Source organism: Duganella hordei (assembly GCF_040369125.1).
Taxonomy (GTDB): Bacteria; Pseudomonadota; Gammaproteobacteria; order Burkholderiales; family Burkholderiaceae_D; genus Rugamonas; species Rugamonas hordei.
The window spans coordinates 20,266-36,730 of the sequence record NZ_BPWI01000025.1 but is presented as its reverse complement, the minus strand read 5'-3'; the positions used below and the strand labels follow the sequence as shown (position 1 = coordinate 36,730).

The 16,465-nt window shown below is 63.2% G+C and carries 19 protein-coding genes, 2 tRNA genes and 1 riboswitch; of the genes, 10 read left to right on the top strand and 11 right to left on the bottom strand.

From position 1 onward, the window contains the following. Positions 1–162 precede the first annotated feature (162 nt). The 10 genes from ABWW33_RS30625 to ABWW33_RS30580 form a co-directional block, all read right to left on the bottom strand. Positions 163–238 (bottom strand) — tRNA-Lys (locus ABWW33_RS30625). Between the two features lie 13 nt (positions 239–251). After that, positions 252–327, bottom strand: a tRNA-Lys gene (locus ABWW33_RS30620). A gap of 57 nt (positions 328–384) precedes the next feature. Continuing rightward, positions 385–1,140: a tol-pal system protein YbgF gene (gene ybgF / locus ABWW33_RS30615; RefSeq protein WP_353405232.1), complete on the bottom strand. Its 756-nt coding sequence runs from the start codon at positions 1,138–1,140 to the stop codon at positions 385–387. Positions 1,141–1,247: 107 nt separating this feature from the next. Further along, complete coding sequence (pal, locus tag ABWW33_RS30610; RefSeq protein WP_176653560.1) at positions 1,248–1,778, bottom strand: peptidoglycan-associated lipoprotein Pal; 531 nt, start codon at positions 1,776–1,778, stop codon at positions 1,248–1,250. 41 nt (positions 1,779–1,819) lie between these two features. Next, positions 1,820–3,097: a Tol-Pal system beta propeller repeat protein TolB gene (gene tolB, locus ABWW33_RS30605; RefSeq protein ID WP_353405230.1), complete on the bottom strand. Its 1,278-nt coding sequence runs from the start codon at positions 3,095–3,097 to the stop codon at positions 1,820–1,822. Next, a complete protein-coding gene (gene tolA, locus ABWW33_RS30600) occupies positions 3,097–4,011 on the bottom strand; it encodes a cell envelope integrity protein TolA (RefSeq protein ID WP_353405229.1) in 915 nt (304 codons plus the stop codon). Before tolA ends, tolB begins: the two co-directional genes overlap by 1 nt. Positions 4,012–4,026: 15 nt before the next feature. After that, positions 4,027–4,464: a biopolymer transporter ExbD gene (locus tag ABWW33_RS30595; protein ID WP_353405227.1), complete on the bottom strand. Its 438-nt coding sequence runs from the start codon at positions 4,462–4,464 to the stop codon at positions 4,027–4,029. A 15-nt stretch (positions 4,465–4,479) separates the two neighbouring features. After that, positions 4,480–5,172, bottom strand: coding sequence for a protein TolQ (tolQ, locus tag ABWW33_RS30590; RefSeq protein WP_176653563.1), 693 nt, complete (start codon positions 5,170–5,172; stop codon positions 4,480–4,482). A 16-nt stretch (positions 5,173–5,188) separates the two neighbouring features. Beyond that, positions 5,189–5,608: a tol-pal system-associated acyl-CoA thioesterase gene (gene ybgC, locus ABWW33_RS30585; protein ID WP_176654047.1), complete on the bottom strand. Its 420-nt coding sequence runs from the start codon at positions 5,606–5,608 to the stop codon at positions 5,189–5,191. 258 nt (positions 5,609–5,866) lie between these two features. Continuing rightward, positions 5,867–6,616: an SDR family oxidoreductase gene (locus ABWW33_RS30580; RefSeq protein WP_353405225.1), complete on the bottom strand. Its 750-nt coding sequence runs from the start codon at positions 6,614–6,616 to the stop codon at positions 5,867–5,869. Between the two features lie 148 nt (positions 6,617–6,764). Next, a riboswitch (ZMP/ZTP riboswitch) is annotated at positions 6,765–6,902 on the top strand. Positions 6,903–6,997: 95 nt separating this feature from the next. Between ABWW33_RS30580 and glyA the strand changes: the two genes are divergently transcribed. The 10 genes from glyA (at position 6,998) to ABWW33_RS30530 (ending at position 15,826) form a co-directional block, all read left to right on the top strand. Then, positions 6,998–8,245, top strand: a complete 1,248-nt coding sequence (gene glyA / locus ABWW33_RS30575; RefSeq protein WP_176653566.1) for a serine hydroxymethyltransferase — start codon at positions 6,998–7,000, stop codon at positions 8,243–8,245. A gap of 60 nt (positions 8,246–8,305) precedes the next feature. Then, complete coding sequence (gene nrdR, locus ABWW33_RS30570; RefSeq protein WP_176653567.1) at positions 8,306–8,776, top strand: transcriptional regulator NrdR; 471 nt, start codon at positions 8,306–8,308, stop codon at positions 8,774–8,776. A 106-nt stretch (positions 8,777–8,882) separates the two neighbouring features. Beyond that, the gene (gene pilV / locus ABWW33_RS30565; protein ID WP_353405223.1) at positions 8,883–9,449 is read left to right on the top strand and encodes a type IV pilus modification protein PilV; all 567 of its coding nucleotides are present in this window, start codon (positions 8,883–8,885) and stop codon (positions 9,447–9,449) included. A gap of 17 nt (positions 9,450–9,466) precedes the next feature. After that, positions 9,467–10,426 carry a PilW family protein gene (locus ABWW33_RS30560; RefSeq protein ID WP_353405220.1) on the top strand — a complete coding sequence of 320 codons (960 nt, stop codon included), beginning with the start codon at positions 9,467–9,469 and terminating at the stop codon, positions 10,424–10,426. After that, positions 10,423–10,938, top strand: a complete 516-nt coding sequence (locus ABWW33_RS30555) for a pilus assembly PilX family protein (protein WP_353405219.1) — start codon at positions 10,423–10,425, stop codon at positions 10,936–10,938. The genes ABWW33_RS30560 and ABWW33_RS30555 overlap by 4 nt, the downstream gene beginning before the upstream one ends. A gap of 208 nt (positions 10,939–11,146) precedes the next feature. Beyond that, positions 11,147–13,066, top strand: a complete 1,920-nt coding sequence (locus tag ABWW33_RS30550; RefSeq protein WP_353405217.1) for a pilus assembly protein — start codon at positions 11,147–11,149, stop codon at positions 13,064–13,066. Next, the gene (locus tag ABWW33_RS30545) at positions 13,063–13,518 is read left to right on the top strand and encodes a type IV pilin protein (protein WP_176653571.1); all 456 of its coding nucleotides are present in this window, start codon (positions 13,063–13,065) and stop codon (positions 13,516–13,518) included. The genes ABWW33_RS30550 and ABWW33_RS30545 overlap by 4 nt, the downstream gene beginning before the upstream one ends. Beyond that, positions 13,515–14,069, top strand: coding sequence for a GspH/FimT family pseudopilin (locus ABWW33_RS30540; protein WP_353405216.1), 555 nt, complete (start codon positions 13,515–13,517; stop codon positions 14,067–14,069). Before ABWW33_RS30545 ends, ABWW33_RS30540 begins: the two co-directional genes overlap by 4 nt. Positions 14,070–14,076: 7 nt before the next feature. Continuing rightward, a complete protein-coding gene (gene ribD / locus ABWW33_RS30535) occupies positions 14,077–15,171 on the top strand; it encodes a bifunctional diaminohydroxyphosphoribosylaminopyrimidine deaminase/5-amino-6-(5-phosphoribosylamino)uracil reductase RibD (protein WP_353405215.1) in 1,095 nt (364 codons plus the stop codon). A 16-nt stretch (positions 15,172–15,187) separates the two neighbouring features. After that, complete coding sequence (locus tag ABWW33_RS30530) at positions 15,188–15,826, top strand: riboflavin synthase (protein ID WP_353405214.1); 639 nt, start codon at positions 15,188–15,190, stop codon at positions 15,824–15,826. A 9-nt stretch (positions 15,827–15,835) separates the two neighbouring features. Here the strand turns inward: ABWW33_RS30530 and ABWW33_RS30525 are convergent, their stop codons facing one another. Next, the gene (locus ABWW33_RS30525; RefSeq protein WP_353405213.1) at positions 15,836–16,405 is read right to left on the bottom strand and encodes a TetR family transcriptional regulator; all 570 of its coding nucleotides are present in this window, start codon (positions 16,403–16,405) and stop codon (positions 15,836–15,838) included. Between the last annotated feature and the right edge of the window lie 60 nt (positions 16,406–16,465).

Below are 16,465 nucleotides of genomic sequence, written 5' to 3'. Positions count from 1 at the left end.
ACTGGTGTATCTATATTTTTGCCATAGCAAAGCAGAGCGCTGACTTTGGGGCTGGAGGGGGGCGGAAAGGAGCTGCTAGGGCATTTTTTTCCACTCGACCAGAGAGCGACCAGAAACAAAAAAGCCCACGAACCGAAATTCGTGGGCTTTTCTGATATGTCTTGGTAGGCCGTGCGGGATTCGAACCTGCGACCAACGGATTAAAAGTCCGCTGCTCTACCAGCTGAGCTAACGACCCAAGGGTGCTTCGGTGGTAGGCCGTGCGGGATTCGAACCTGCGACCAACGGATTAAAAGTCCGCTGCTCTACCAGCTGAGCTAACGACCCCCGAAGAAGCGAGATTATAGGGGGTAACCACGCTAACTGTCAAATACCCCCAAGTAATTATTTGCCGCTCAGGCGCTCTTTGGCCGTGACGGCGGACGCCGAGTCCGGATAGTTCTTGATCAGGTCCTGCAGCGTTTTCTTGGCGGCCTTATCCTTCAACTCGGTCTGGCAGCTGGCGATGTTCAGCATCGCTTCCGGCGCGCGCGGGCTGTCCGGGTAGTTCTTCAGCACCACCAACTGCGCGTTGATCGCGCTCTTGCAGTCGCGCTGTGCGTAGTAGGAGCTGCCCAGGTAGTACTGGGCGTTGGGCGCGTAGGTCGAGCCCGGATAGCGCATCACGAACTCGGAAAACGCCGTGCCGGCCGTCTTGTAGTCGCCGGCCGTGAAGATCTTCATCGCTGCTTCATAGGTGCGCTGTTCGTTCGGGTCGACTTGGGCGGTCTTGCCGTCGATCGTCACTTCGCGCGGCTCCAGCTTGCGCAGGCGCGCGTCGAGGTCGACGTAGAAGTCTTTCTGGCGCTTTTGCGCGTTGGCGATGTCGTTGGCCAGCACTTCGATCTGTCCGCGCAGCTTGGCCACTTCCTGCAGCGTCACCTCGTTTTGCGAGACCAGGTCCAGCGTGCTGGATTTGTCGGATTTGGTGTCCAGGCGGGCGTTCAGCTCGATGCGCATGGCTTCGACCTTGGCGCGCAGGTCGAGCAGGGCCTTGCGGGCCTCGTCGTCGTCGAACAGACCGGCGTGGGCTTGCAGCGGCAGCCAGGTCAGCGCGGCCAGTAGGGCGGCGCTCAGGCCGGATTTGGAGAGTTTCATCATGTAGGGCGCTTTCACACAAATCTAAATGGAAACGGGGCAGGACGCGGTGTTATCCGCATGCCGCCCCGTATTATGCCTGTGACCCGGCAAAAGGGTAGTGCTTTCGATTACTTGTAGACGATGTCAGCACGACGGTTTTGCGCCCATGCTTCTTCGTTCGAACCGGTGGCTTTTGGTTTTTCCTTGCCCAGCGATACGGCTTCGATCTGCGATTCCGGCACGCCCAGGGTGCTCATGGCTTTACGTACGGCTTCGGCGCGCTTCTGGCCCAGGGCCAGGTTGTATTCCGCGCCGCCGCGTTCGTCGGTGTTGCCTTGGATCAGGATCGAACGGTTTTTGTTCTTGGCCAGGTAAGCGGAGTGGTTTTCCACCACTGGCTTGCCGTCGGCGCGCACGACGTAGCTGTCGAAGTCGAAGTAGACGCTGCGGTTGGCCAGCACGCCTTTTGGATCGTCCAGCGGATCCAGCGATTTGGTTTCAACCGGGGCGACGGTGCGGGTGTCGGCTTGTGGCGCAGGCGCTTTTTCAACTGGACGCTCAACCACTGGTGCAGGCTCGGCAACTTTGACCGGGGTCGAGCAGGCGGACAGGATGGCGGCGGTGGTGATGATGAAAGCTAAGCTGCTGAGTTTGCGCATTTGATTCTCCTAGTAGTGAAAGGTAAGGTTGCTGCTTGAACTTACTGCATGAACGGACCCCAGGTGGGCTCCTTGATGTTGCCCGCCTGAGTCGTCAGGCGTTGTTTTACACGTCCATCCACCGACACCACGGCCAGCGACTTGCGGCCGCCGGCTTGCGTGGCGTACATGATGTATTTGCCGTTCGGGGCAAAGCTTGGATTCAGGTCGTCGGTGCTGTCGGACAGGCGCTGCTCCTGGCCGCTGGCCAGGTCCATCGCGTACAGCTGGTAGTTGCCGTCGCGGCGGGAGATGTAGGCCAGCGTCTTGCCGTCGGCCGACACGTGCGGGCTGATGTTGTAGTTGCCGGTGAAGGTGACGCGCTTGGCGTCGCCGCCGTCGGCGTTCATGCGGTAGATCTGCGGGCCGCCGCTGCGGTCGCTCATGAAGTAGATGCTGCCGTCCGGCGCGAAGTGGGCTTCGGAATCGATGCCGGCGCTGTTGGAGACGCGCTTCAGACCGCTGCCGTCGGCGTTGACGGTGTAGATCTGCGTGTGGCCGTCCTTGGACAGCGACACCGCCAGCTTGTTGCCGGCCGGCGACCAGGTCGGCGCCGAGTTGCTGCCTTTTTCGTTGGCGATCACGGTGCGGGCGCGGGTGATCAGGTTTTGCACGTAGACCACCGGCTTCTTCTGCTCAAACGACACGTAGGCGACCTTGGTGCCGTCCGGCGACCACGATGGCGAGATGATGGGCTCGTTCGAGCGCAGCGCCATCTGTTCGCCTTCGCCGTCGGCGTCGGCCACCATCAGCTGGAAGCTCTTCGGGCCGTCCTGGCGCACGTAGGCGATGCGGGTGGAGAAGGCGCCGCGGATGCCGGTCAGCTTCAGGTAGATGTCGTCGGCGATCTTGTGCGCGGTCAGGCGCACGAACTGCGGCGTCGGTGACAGGCCCAGCTGCGACAGCTCGCTCTGCTTGACGGTGTCGAGCAGCTTGTAGCGCACTTCATAGTTGCCGTCGGCCAGCTTGGCGACGGTGCCGACCGCCAGCGCGTCGGCGCCCTTGGCCTTCCAGCCGCTGTAGTCGATGTTGTTCATGCTGGTGACGACGCCGGCGTCGATGATCTTGAAGGCGCCGCTGCGCTCCAGGTCGGCCTTGATGATGGCGGAGATTTCCTGTGGTGCGACGTTCTCGTCGGCAAAACCGGCCACGGCGATCGGGATCTGGTTGCTGCCGACGCCGGAAATCTCGATCCGCATCTGGGCGTAGGCGCTGCCGGTGGCGGCCAGCGCCAGGCCGGCGGTCAGGATCACTTGGTTCAGTTTTTTCATGGTGGTCATCAGTGCATATCCTTCATGTTGAAATCGGCGACGAATTCGCGCTCTACCGTACCATCTTTTTTCTTGGGTAGTGGTGACGATTTGGCGATGGCGTTTTCAATCGCGCTGTCATAGGCGGCCGAGCCGCTGCTCTTCATCTTGCGCACGCCGATGATCTCGCCGGTCGGCAGCTGCGTGATCTGGTAGGTCGCGCTCAGCGTGTCGTCGACCGTGCCGTAGACCAGGTTGCTCTTGATCTTGGCGCGGATCGCCGCCTGGTAGCCGCCGTCGACCTTGCCGCCGGTCGACACGGCCGCCGTGCCTGCCGTGCCCTTGGCGGCGGCGCCGGTGATGCGGCTCATCTCGGCCGCGAAGGCCTTGTCCTTGGCGGCCTTGTCGGCTTTTTCCTTGGCCAGTTTCTCGGCGGCGGCTTTCTTCTTGTCCTTTTCAGCCTGCAGCTTTTCTTCCTTCAGCTTGTCCTCGGCGTCCTGCTTTTCCTGTTTCTCGGCCTTCTTCTTAGCTTCCAGCTTGGCCAGCTTCTCGTCGGCTTCCTTCTTCAGCTTGGCCTGCTTGGCTTCTTCCAGCTTTTTCTCTTCGTCGAGTTTTTTCTTCAGCTTCAGGCGCTCCAGCGCGATGTCCGGCTCCTTCGGCACGGGCGGCGCTTCCACCGGCGGCGGAGGCGGGGCCTTGACCACTGGCGCCGGCTCGGGTTCCGGCTCCGGTTCGGGCTGCGGCGGGGCCGGCGGCGCGGCTTCCTGCACCTTCATGTCCCAGATCTCGGCCTGCACTTCGGTCGGCTCGTTGTTTTGCCAGCTCACGCCCACCCACAGGAACAGCAGCAGCACGGCGTGCATCGCCGCGGCCAGCAGCACGGAGCGCCAGCCTTCATTTTGTCGCGGCACTCTGTAAGGGCCGCCTGCCGTTGCGGGTTTCATCGTTTGCACTATGGTTTACTTGGTGGCCAGGCCAACGCGGGTTATGCCCATCTTTTTCGCTTCCGAGATCAGCTGGATCACGTCGTCGTACTTGCTTTCCTTGTCGCCGGCGATCAGCACAGGGTAGTCGGGATGGTCGGTATGGATGGTGCGCAGCTTCTTGACCAGCGCGTCGCGGTTGGGCGCCGTCTCCGGCGCTTCCTCGCCCTTGCCCTTGACGCCGATCGACAGCGCGCCGTTCGGCTTGATGACGATCTGCACGAAGTCGCTTGGCGGCTTGGTGGATTTTTCCGCGTTGGGCAGGTTGACCACGCTCGGGTCGTTGGCCGACGGCATCACCATGAAAATAATCAGCAGCACCAGCATCACGTCGATGTAGGGCACGACGTTGATCTCGGACTTGAACTTGCGGCCGCGGCTGCCGCGCATGCTGCTGGAGAATGAGGAAGCCATGATCTGTCTGCCTTCTTAACGCGACTGGCGCTGCAGGATATTGGAGAACTCTTCGACGAAGCTTTCGAAGCGGATCGCCAGGCGGTCAATATCGTGCGAAAAACGGTTGTAGGCAACCACGGCCGGAATCGCCGCGAACAGGCCGATGGCGGTGGCGATCAGCGCTTCGGCAATGCCGGGGGCGACCGCCGCCAAGGTGGCCTGCTGCACGTTGGCCAGGCCGCGGAAGGCGTTCATGATGCCCCACACGGTGCCGAGCAGGCCGATGTACGGCGACACCGAACCGACCGACGCCAGGAAGGCCAGGTGCGATTCCAGCACGTCCATCTCGCGCTGGAAGGCGGCGCGCATGGCGCGGCGGGCGCCGTCGAGCACGGCGCCGAAGTCCATGGTTTCGCGGCTGGAGGTGTAGGCCGCCTTGCTCTTGATGTACTCGCCCATGCCGGCTTCGAAGATGCGCGCCAGCGGGCCACTGTTGGCGCGGTCCTTGCCGGCGTTCTGGTGCAGCGCGTGCAGGTTGCCGCCGGCCCAGAAGGTCTTTTCAAATTCGATCGTCAGGCGGCGCGCCGAGCGCACGGCGAAGATCTTGCTGAAGATGTAGGTCCAGCTGGTCAGCGAGATGATGAACAGCAGCGCCATGATCAACTGCACAATCAGGTGCGCATTGGTGATGAGGGACAGGAAAGATAGGTCTTGGGTGACGTTCATGTAGTTTTCAGTCTGATCAGTCTGTTTTAGTGGTGACACTGTTGCGCATTTTTTCCACAACCGCCGGAGGTACGGCACGCGGATTCAGGTCCGAGCCGACACAGCCGACTTTAACCCTGGCCGTGTTCAGCAACTGTTCGCCGCACCACGCCTGTTGCACGAAAACAATCGAGGCGCGGCCTAGCTTTTCGATACCAAGTGTTAATTTTAGTTCATCGTCCAGCCTAGCAGGCGCATGATACTCCGCGCTGACGCTTTTGACGACGAACATGACGTCGTGTTCCCGCAGCAAGGCGTGCTGTTCGACATCGATCGCGCGCAGCCATTCAGTGCGGGCGCGCTCAAAGAATTTGAGGTAGTTCGCGTAATAGACGATACCGCCGGCGTCGGTGTCTTCGTAGTAGACCCGTACGTTCCAGATAAACTCTGCAGGCATGTTATTTTGACTACTAGTGAGATTGAGCAACATTCTACGCGATTTTGTTGTTTTCGTTGAAGCATGGACGGGTGAATTCACGTCAAATCCGATAATTAGCCGGATTTTTCAACTTGCGCGCAAAAAATTGCACTTGCGACAGTAAAGCGTTTTACTGGCAACTTGCCAAGGGTTGTAACAACCGCTTACGAATCAATTCATGAATGAATGGTCGGCTAAGCCCCTCTTAAGCAAGAGGGGCCGCAAATACGCTAGGGATTAAACGCTGCGCTTGATGTTGAGCGGGCCGTAGCCCTGGCAGGTCGGCATCATCTCGATGCGGTTGATGTTGATGTGCGGCGGCAGCGTGGCGATCCAGTACGCGGTGTTGGCGATGTCCTCGGCCGTCAGCGGCTCGGTGCCTTCGTAGACCTTGGCCGCCGCCGCGTCGTTGCCCTTCAGTCGCACGTTGGAGAACTCGGTGCCGCCGCACAGGCCTGGCGCCAGGTTGGTGGCGCGCACGCCGGTGCCGACCAGGTCGGCCCGCAGGTTCAGCGTGAACTGTTCGACAAACGCCTTGGTGGCGCCGTAGACGTTGCCGCCCGGGTAGGGCGTGTCGCCGGCCACCGAGCCGAGGTTGATGACGGTGCCGCTGCCGCGCGCCACCATCGAAGGCAGGATCGCGCGCGTCATCGCCACCAGGCCGCTGCAGTTGGTGGCGATCATCGTGTCCCAGTCTTCCAGCGACGACTCATGCGCCGGCGTGACGCCCAGCGCCAGGCCGGCATTGTTGATCAGCACGTCGATCTGCTGCCATTCGGCAGGCAGGCTGTCGAGCGCGGCCTTGATCGAGGCCTTGTCGGTCACGTCCAGCACCAGGGGGCGGGCGGCCGCGCCCAGTTCGGCCGACAGCGCCTGCAGGCGGTCTTCGCGGCGGCCGCTGATCAGCACTTTGTGGTCGTTCTGGACGAAGGTGCGTGCCATGGCGGCGCCGAAGCCGGCGGTGGCGCCCGTGATGAAGACGATCATGATCTATCCTTGGTGGTCAATGTTGGGGAAAATTGTAGCCGAAATGACTGCTTTGCTTATGGCGGCCATGAAAAAGGCTTTAAAGTTATTTTTAATGCAATCATTTCCTTGCTCAATTCTGGCGCATAAATTACAATCGGGCTTCCATTACGTCTCACGTAACTGGCGAAAAGCTGCAGGAATCGGCAAAACGTCCCTGATTTGGTGCGTTTTCCGACTGTCGGCGAAAGGTGGGCATCCACCGGGAAACGTGAGATTTCAATAGCCGTTCGCCTGGGCAGCCCACGATGGAAATGCACGAAGAGGCTGCCTGTCCGCTATCGGCTTCCCTCATTCGATCCAACTGCCAGTAACAAGCTACTCAATCGATTGGAGTTTTTCATGTTCGCAAAAGATCACACCCTCGCCAGCGTTGACCCGGAACTGTTCGGCGCCATTCAAAAAGAAAACACCCGTCAGCACGATCACATCGAACTGATCGCCTCAGAGAACTACACTTCGCCAGCGGTGATGGAAGCCCAGGGTTCGCAGCTGACCAATAAATACGCCGAAGGCTACCCAGGCAAGCGCTACTACGGCGGTTGCGAGTATGTCGACGTCGTCGAGCAACTGGCGATCGACCGCGTCAAGCAGCTGTTCGGCGCGGAAGCGGCCAACGTCCAGCCTAACTCGGGCTCGCAGGCCAACCAGGGCGTGTTCTTCGCCGTGCTGAAACCAGGCGACACCATCATGGGCATGTCGCTGGCCGAAGGCGGCCACCTGACCCACGGCATGCCGCTGAACATGTCCGGCAAATGGTTCAACGTCGTCTCCTACGGCCTGACCGCTGCGGAAGACATCGACTATGACGCCATGGAAGCGCTGGCCAAGGAACACAAGCCCAAGCTGATCATCGCCGGCGCCTCGGCGTTCTCGAAAAAGATCGACTTCGAGCGCTTCGCCGCCGTCGCCAAAGCGGTGGGCGCATACTTCATGGTCGACATGGCGCACTACGCCGGTCTGATCGCCGCCGGCCTGTACCCTAACCCTGTGCCGCACGCCGACTTCGTCACCTCGACCACGCACAAATCGCTGCGCGGCCCGCGCGGCGGCATCATCCTGATGAAGGCCGAGCACGAGAAGATCATCAACTCGGCCATCTTCCCAGGCATCCAGGGCGGCCCGCTGATGCACGTGATCGCCGGCAAGGCTGTCGCGTTCAAGGAAGCTCTGACCCCCGAGTTCAAGGCTTACCAGCAACAGGTCGTCATCAACGCCGACGTGCTGGCCAAGACCCTGATCAAGCGCGGCCTGCGCATCGTTTCCGGCGGCACCGAGTCGCACGTGATGCTGGTGGACCTGCGTCCGAAGAACCTGACCGGCAAGGAAGCGGAAGCGATCCTGGGCACGGCGCACATCACCACCAACAAGAACGGCATTCCTAACGATCCGCAGAAGCCATTCGTGACTTCCGGCATCCGCCTGGGCTCGCCGGCGATGACCACTCGCGGCTTCAAGGAAGCGGAAGCGGAAGAAGTGGGCAACCTGATCGCCGACGTGCTGGACAACCCGCACGACGCGGCCACCATCGAGCGCGTCAAGGCGGCGGTGAAGGTGCTGGCTGACAAGTTCCCAGTCTACGCCAAGTAATTGCAGCATCGTGACGCCGGCGACCGCCGGCGTCACACTACCACCGAGGCGCATGCCCATATGAAATGTCCGTTCTGCCAGCATGACGATACCCAGGTTCTCGATACGCGTGTATCCGAGGAAGGGGATTCCATACGCCGGCGCAGGCGCTGCGGTAAATGTGATAAACGATTTACCACGTATGAGCGCATCGAACTGGTGATGCCGTATGTGGTCAAGAAGAACGGCAGCCGCACCGAGTATGCGGCGGCCAAGCTGCGCGGCAGCCTGACCCTGGCCTTGCGCAAGCGGCCCGTGGCGGCGCCCGCCGTCGACGCGGCCATACTGTCCATTGAAGAAAAGCTGCTGACCAGCGGACAGCGCGAAGTCGACACCGGCTACATCGGCGAGCTGGTGATGCAGGAACTGAAGCGCCTGGACAAGATCGCCTACATCCGCTTTGCGTCGGTGTATAAAAACTTCGAAGACCTGGCCGAGTTCCAGGATGCGATTGCCGAAGTCGGCCAGGACCGCAAGCCACGCAAGGCTTGATCGTCCGCCGGCCTACGGCTGGCGCACTTTTGATACATCTCATACTCTCTGCAGTAAGCGCTGCTAACTTCTAGCACAGTCGTGATCGACTTTGCGGAGGTGTGCCGTGCGCGCACGTGCTTTGTTGTCCGGTTTTACGCTGGTGGAAATACTGGTCGCCGTGCTGTTGCTGGCGTTTGGTATCGTCGGCGGCGTGGCGATGCAACTGGCGGCGCTGCGCACGCGGCATCAGGCGGTGCTGGTGTCGCAGGCAACGCAGCTGGCCACCAGCCTGGCCGAGCGCATGCGCGCCAACGCCGATCAAATGCGCCTCGGCGACGGCGCCAATCCCTATTTGCTGCTCAACTACGACGCGCTGGCCGATCCTCATCCGTCGGCGCCGGCGGCGCTGTGCTATGGCGGCGCCTGCGATAGCGCGCAGCTGGCATCGTTCGATCTGTACGAGATCAAGGTGCAGGTGCGCGACCGGCTGCCGGCGGGGCGCGTGCTGGTGTGCCGCGATGCCGGCCTGTGGGTGGGCGGAAAATTGCGCTGGGCATGCGGCGGCGGGGCCGGCGCGCCGCTGGTGGTCAAGGTCGGCTGGCACGGCAAGAATCCGGACGGCACGCCGCGCAAGGACGATGCCGGCGAATTCGCGCCCGGCGTCGCGCTGGCGGTGGGGGCGACGCGATGAACGCGCCGAGGCTGCTCATGCGATCGCCGCCCTCGCACCCGGCCGGCTGGACGCTGGTCGAATTCGCCATCGCGCTGCTGTTGGGCCTGCTCGTCACCTTGGTGGCCGGCAGTTTGCTGCTGGCGGCCGCCGGCAATTACCGCAACCACAATGAAAACTCCTGGCTCAACGACGACGGCCGCCAGGCACTGGACATCATGGCGCAGGCCATACGCCAAAGCGCCTACGTCAACTGGGACAGCAAGGCCGCGCCGGCCGAACTGGCGGCCGACGCGCCTGCGCCCGTTGCCGGACTGGACGCGAGCGGCATCGGCCGGGGCAGCGCGGACATCTCCGCGCCATTGCCGGCCGTGGCGCACGGCAGCGACGTGCTGGCGTTGCGCTTCTCCGGTTCGGGCGAGGGCGGCAACGGCGACGGCTCCAGCCTGAACTGCGCCGGCTTTGGCGTCGCCATACCGCACGCGGAGGCGGAGCGCGGCTGGAGCATATTCTATGTCGCCGCCGATGCTGCCGGCGAAGCGGAGCTGCGCTGCAAATACCGTGGCGCCTCCGGCTGGGGCACCGATGCGATCGTGCACGGCGTCGATTCCTTTCAAGTGCTGTACGGGCTGGACACCGACGTTGTGGCCGACGGCATTCCCAATACTTACGTCAACGCCAGGACGGTCGACGCGCTGGATGCCGCGCTGGCGCTGGTCGGCGGCACGCCGGATGAACGCCAGCGCGACCTGAACCGCAAGACCTGGTGGAAGCGCGTGTGCAGCATCAAGGTCGCCTTGCTGCTGCACGGCGACAGCAACTCGCGCGCCGACACGGTGGCGACGCAATTCGATCTGTTCGGCGCCGCGTATTCCGAGGCGCACGGCGACGACGAGGGCGTGCGCATCATGGAAGGCAGCTTGCCGGCGGCCCAGCGCACGCGGGCGCGGCGCGTGGTCGGCATGACAGTCGCGTTGCGCAACCGGAGCGGCGGATGAAGCGCGCGCGGAGGCAGCAGGGCGTGACCGTGCTGGTCTGCTTGATGATGCTGATCCTGGTGATGCTGCTGGGTGTGTCGGCGGCGCAAATGAGCTTGCAGGGCGAGAAGGCCGCGCGTGGTGAGCGCGACCGGGACGTGGCGTTTCAGGCGGCGGAGGATGCCTTGGCGGATGCGGAGCGCGATATACAGGCCGGCCCTGCGGTGCCATGCGACGCGGTGCCCGGTGCTGCGCCGGTCTGGCAGCGGGTGGATCTGTCCGGCGTGGAAGACGGCGGCAAATGCACGCTTTCTTATGGCGCGCGAACCGGCGCCGCGATGTCGACCGGCGAGGGCTTCCTGCCGTTCAAGAAGCCACGCTATGTGATCGAGCGCATGGAGTGTCATCCGCCGGGCGAGGATGCGTCGGCCGGCGCGGCGGCCAGCTATTGCTACCGCGTGACCGCGATCGGCTTTGGCGCCAGGCCGGCGACCGAGGTGGTGCTGCAAACGGTGTTCAGCAAGCCGGATTGAGGGGAGTGTCATGCATGTCTTCAAAGTGGTGCCGGTATGGTTGCTAATGGCGATGGACGTTTGCGCCGCGCCACCGGTGTTGAATATTGCCAGTGAACCGCTTGCCGCTACTTGTCGCACCGTGACACCGGGCAGTGCGACCATTAGCGTCGCGGGTCCCACGCTGCTCGTGGAGGCTGCGGGCAGTGGCGATCTGTTTCAGGCAACGATGGATATCGGCGACTGGAGTGGTCACTTTGAACGCATCGCCTTGCTGTCGGCATCCCCCACCGCGTCGTGGGATGCCGGCGCCATCCTCACCGGGGACTCCGCGCACGCACCGTTGCCGCTACCAGCGGAGCGGCGAATCTACACGTCGGTTGTGCAGGCGGACGGTACGCTGAGCGGCGCGCCCTTCGAGTGGTCCGCGTTATCCGCCGCCCAGCAGGCGTTGCTGAATCAAGCACCGCCAACAGCAGCGGCCAAGCCCGTTCGGACAGCAGACGGTTTGGGCGAATTGCGCCTCGCCTATCTGCGCGGCGACCGTAGTGGCGAAGGCACGCTGTTCCGCCGCCGAGGCAGCGTGCTGGGCGACTCGGTCCATGGCACACCGGTGTTCGTCGGCCCGCCTGCTGGCGCTTCGCCGGGCGCCGACTACCAGGTTTTCCGGATGCGCCACAAAGCCCGCCGCCAAGTCATCTACCTGGGCGCCAACGACGGCATGCTGCACGCTTTCGACGCCGACACCGGCAAGGAGCTGTACGCCTATGTGCCCGACGCCCTGATGCCGGTACTGAACCGGCTGCCGGGCAAAGACTACGTCCACCGCGCCTACGTCGACGGCCCCGCCGGCACGGCAGATGCGCTGATTGCCGGCAACTGGCGCACCGTCCTGGTGTCAGGCATGGGCGGGGGCGCGCAAGGCGTGTTCGCACTCGATGTCACCGATCCTGAACGCCTGGACGCCACCACTGCGCTGTGGGAATTCACCGACCGCGACGATCCCATGATGGGCAACGTCACCACATCACCGCAGATCGCGAAGGTTCGCATGAGCATGAGCGGCGGCGTGGCCAGCTACCGCTATTTCGCCATCGTCGCCAGCGGCTTGAACAACTATGCCGGCGATGGCCACGCCAGCACAGCCGGCAAGGGCGCCTTGTTCCTGCTGGTGCTGGACAAGGCGCGCGACGCACCGTGGCAGATCAACAGCAATTACTACCGCCTGATCACTCCGATCGCCGACGCCACGTTGGCGAACGCGCTGAGCGCGCCGGTGCTGGCGCTGGACCACGACGGCGCGCTGGCCTACGCCTATGCCGGCGACCTGCAAGGCAATCTGTGGCGCTTTGACTTTGGCGGCCCCGCTCCGTGGAAAGGCGCAGGCAAAACGCCGTTGTTCAGCGCCCGGGATGCGAGCGGCAAGCGCCAGCCCATCGCCCAGCAGCCGATGCTGGCCTACGCCACGGGCGGCGGCTACATGGTGCTGTTCGGCACCGGCGCCCTGATAGAACGAGCAGACCTGTTGCCCGCCAGTTTCTCGACGCAGTCGTTCTACGCGATCCATGACAGTCTCGCCGTGCCCATGGATGCTGTGTCCGGTCGGCGCCAACTAACGGAGCGTATGCTGACGGCAGGCGCAGGTGTGGCCGATTTGCTCGGCATCAGCGGCCGCGAGGCGGAGCCTGGCAGCAAGGGCTGGTATATGGACTTCCTGCGGTCCGCCAGCAGCGGCGAGCGCAGCATCGACAGCGGCAGGCTGCTTGGCGTCGAAGTGGTGTTCAACACGCTGCTGCCCGGCACCGGTGCATGCGGCGCCTCCAGTAGCCGCAGCTACGCCTTGAACGCGCTGAGCGGCTTGCCCGATGGCTATGCTGTTTTTATGCCGTCGCCAGTCAGCATCGGTTACCCGCTGATAGGCGCGCCGATGACTGCCTATGCGGCGACGCCGTCGTTGCTGTTGGCGTCCGTCACTCGCACAGCACCCGATTCAACCGGCCAGGCCCGCATCGACAAGACCTACCACCTGATCAATCCGGCCGCACCTGGAGCCGCGCCTGTTGGCAGCGTCAAGGTGAAGTTGCGGGCCGGCCGGCTCAGTTGGCGCGAGGTGGCCAACTGGCGCGAACTGCATGAGGCCTTGAAATGAACGGGGCACGATGCAAGGCGTTCAGCATGATCGAGCTGTTGGTGGTGCTGGTGATCCTGGCCGTGCTGGCGGCGCAGGCGATGCCGAGCTACCAGCAGCACGTGATACGCGCGCGTCGCGCCGAGGGGCAGGCCGCGCTGCTGCAGTTGATGCAGCAGGAAGAACGGTTTTTCACGCAGACCAATACCTACATCGCATTCTCCGCCGGCGTCACGGAGCCGGAAGCGCGGCAGTTCAAGTGGTGGAGCAGCAATGGCGCGCTGACCAGCGCTTACGAAATCGAAGGCAAGGCCTGCGATGGCGAACTGATTTCGCAATGCGTGCAACTGGTCGCCAAGCCGGGAACCGCGGTCGTGGATCGCAATTTCCACGACGAAGATTGCCAGCAACTGACGCTGACCAGCACCGGCCTGCGGCTCGCGTCCGGCCCGTCCACGCGGTGCTGGCCATGAGCGGCCCCTCGCGGCGCGGCTACTCGCTCACCGAATTACTGATCGTGCTGGTGTTGGCCGGCATACTGCTGGCGGTCGCGGTGCCCAGCTATGTCGGCGTGCTGCGGCGCCAGCAACTGCGCATCGCCGTCAACGACCTGGTCGCCGCCATCAACCTGACACGCTCGCATGCCGTCGCGCGCGGCGGCAAGGTATTGCTGGTGCCGCTGGACCCGTCCGGCAGCTCCTGGCGCGAAGGCTGGGTGGTATTTGTCGATGAAAACAACAACCGTCGCCCCGACGCGGGCGAGCTGCTGCTGTTCCAGCATGGTCCGCTGGCGGAAGGCATCAGTGTGGCCTCGGTTTTTTCATCGAGTGCAACACCGGCCTACCTTGCCTATAATAGCGCTGGGCGTGCTTGCAGCGCCGGCAACAGCCTGGCGGCCCGCTGGGGCACGCTGTCGCTGGTGCAGGGGGATAGCACGCGCAATATCAAGATCAATATGCTGGGCCGGGTGCGCGTATGCGATCCGGCGGTGGACGGCGCAAGCTGCTCCAGCGCTACTGACTAAGGACAAAGTGAACATCAGCAACGATCTCGAAGGCATGACGCTGGCGCTGGAATGGGCCGCGAAAGGCTTGTACACCACGTCGCCGAACCCGCACATCGGCTGTGTGATCGTGCGCGACGGCCAGGTGATCGGTGCCGGTGTGACGCAGCAGGCCGGTGGCGACCATGCCGAAATCCAGGCGCTCAAGGATGCGCAGGCGCGCGGCCACGATGTGCGCGGCGCCACCGCCTATGTCACGCTGGAGCCTTGCAACCACTATGGCCGCACGCCGCCATGTTCGGACGCGCTGGTGCGCGCCGGCCTGGGCCGCGCGGTGGCGGCGATGGAGGATCCGAATCCGCTGGTGGCCGGGCAGGGCATGGCCAAGCTGGCCGCCGCCGGCATCGAGACCAGCACCGGCCTGCTGGCTGCGCAGGCCTACGAACTGAACATCGGCTTTTTCTCGCGCATGACGCGCGGCCTGCCGTGGGTGCGCATGAAAACCGCCGCCAGCCTGGACGGCATGACGGCGCTGCACAACGGCGTCAGCCAATGGATCACCGGCCCGGAAGCGCGCGCGGACGGCCATGCCTGGCGCGCCCGCGCCTGCGCCATCCTGACCGGCATCGGCACCGTCAAGGCCGACGATCCGCAGCTGAACGTGCGCGCGGTGGAAACGCCGCGCCAGCCGCGCCGCATCGTGGTCGACAGCAAGCTTGATATCAGCCTTTCCGCCAAGATATTGGAAGGCGGCGGCACGTGGATCGCGGCGGCGGTGGCCAATCCGGAAAAGGAAGCGGCGTTGCGCGCGGCCGGTGCCGAGATCATCATGCTGCCCAACGCATCGGGCAAGGTCGACCTGCCCGAGCTGATGCGTGAACTGGGCCGCCGCCAGATCAACGAGCTGCACGTGGAGGCGGGTGGCAAGCTGAACGGCTCATTGATACGCGAGGGCTGCGTCGACGAGTTGCTGGTGTACCTGGCGCCGTCGCTGATCGGCGACGGGCAGGGCATGTTCGCCTTGCCGGCGTTTACCGACCTGTCGCTCAAGCAGCAGTTGAAATTTCACGAGGTTAAGCAGGTCGGCGAAGATTTGCGTATCCTTGCACGATTCACTCATTAATTTAGATTGCACTCACATGTTTACTGGAATTGTCGCCGCTATCGGCAAAATTGAATCGGTCAAACCGCTCGAAGGCGGCTCGTTCGCGGGCGTACGCCTGGACATCAACGCCGGCGGCCTGCCGCTGGCCGACGTCGCGCTGGGCGACTCGATCGCCATCAACGGCGCCTGCATGACCGTGGTCGAGAAGGACGACACCAGTTTCCGCGTCGACGTCTCGCGCGAGAGCCTCAATTGCACCGTCGGCCTCGACACCCTGACCGAAGTGAACCTGGAAAAGGCGCTGACCCTGAACGAGCGTCTCGGCGGCCACCTGGTTTCCGGCCACGTGGATGGCCTGGGTGTGGTGCGCAAGTTCGAGGCGGTGGGCGAATCGTGGGAGCTGGTCATCGAAGCGCCGCACGACCTGGCCAAGTTCCTGGCATTCAAGGGATCGATCGTCGTCAACGGCGTGTCGCTGACGGTGAACCGCGTGACCGACATCGGCAGCGGCAAGGACCTGGTCTGCCAGTTCTCGATCAACCTCATCCCGCACACGATCGCCATGACTACGCTGAAGCATCTGGAAGTGGGCAAGCAGGTCAACCTGGAAATCGACTTGATCGCCCGCTACGTGGAGCGGATGGTGTCGGTGTCCAGCATCATCGGTAAGTAAAGGGGAACCTCAAGCGGGCGCGGCAAGGCCCCTGAGCCGGGCCAGCGCTTCGTTGACGATTTCGCCAAAACTGCGTTGTTCCGATGCGTCGACCCACTGACCAAAGGCCACGCGGAAAACTGCGATGCCCGTCTCGGCTGCGAGACTGGCATCCGGCTCGGGAACGCCGCGCGCGCGCAAGCCTGCGGCCAGCGCCAGCGCCAGGTTGGCGAGCTTCATCAGCTCGCGTTCAAGAAGTTCTGTATTGGCGGCGATCACCGCACTGCGCTGCCGCGAAAACGGGCGATGCGTGGCGACGAAGAAGTCGGCCGTCCCGTTCAACGCGGCCGCAATAGCTTCCATCGCTGAAGCGTTTGCCGGCGCGTTGCCGAGCCCATCCATCATTACCTGCTGCAGGCGCTCAGACCCGTTGAAAAGTACTTCCCGCTTGTCGGCGAAGTAGCGAAAGAACGTGCGCGCAGTCAGCCCGGCCCGCGCGGCAATGTCGGCAACGGTCGTTTGCTCATATCCCACATCACCGAACAATTCCAGTGCCGCCTGCCGAAAGCGGCCTGCGGCATCCGGTTCCCATCGCCCCATGATTTTTCCTGGTGTTGACACAAAGTGACATTATAGGTCTATACTGATGACACTTGATGA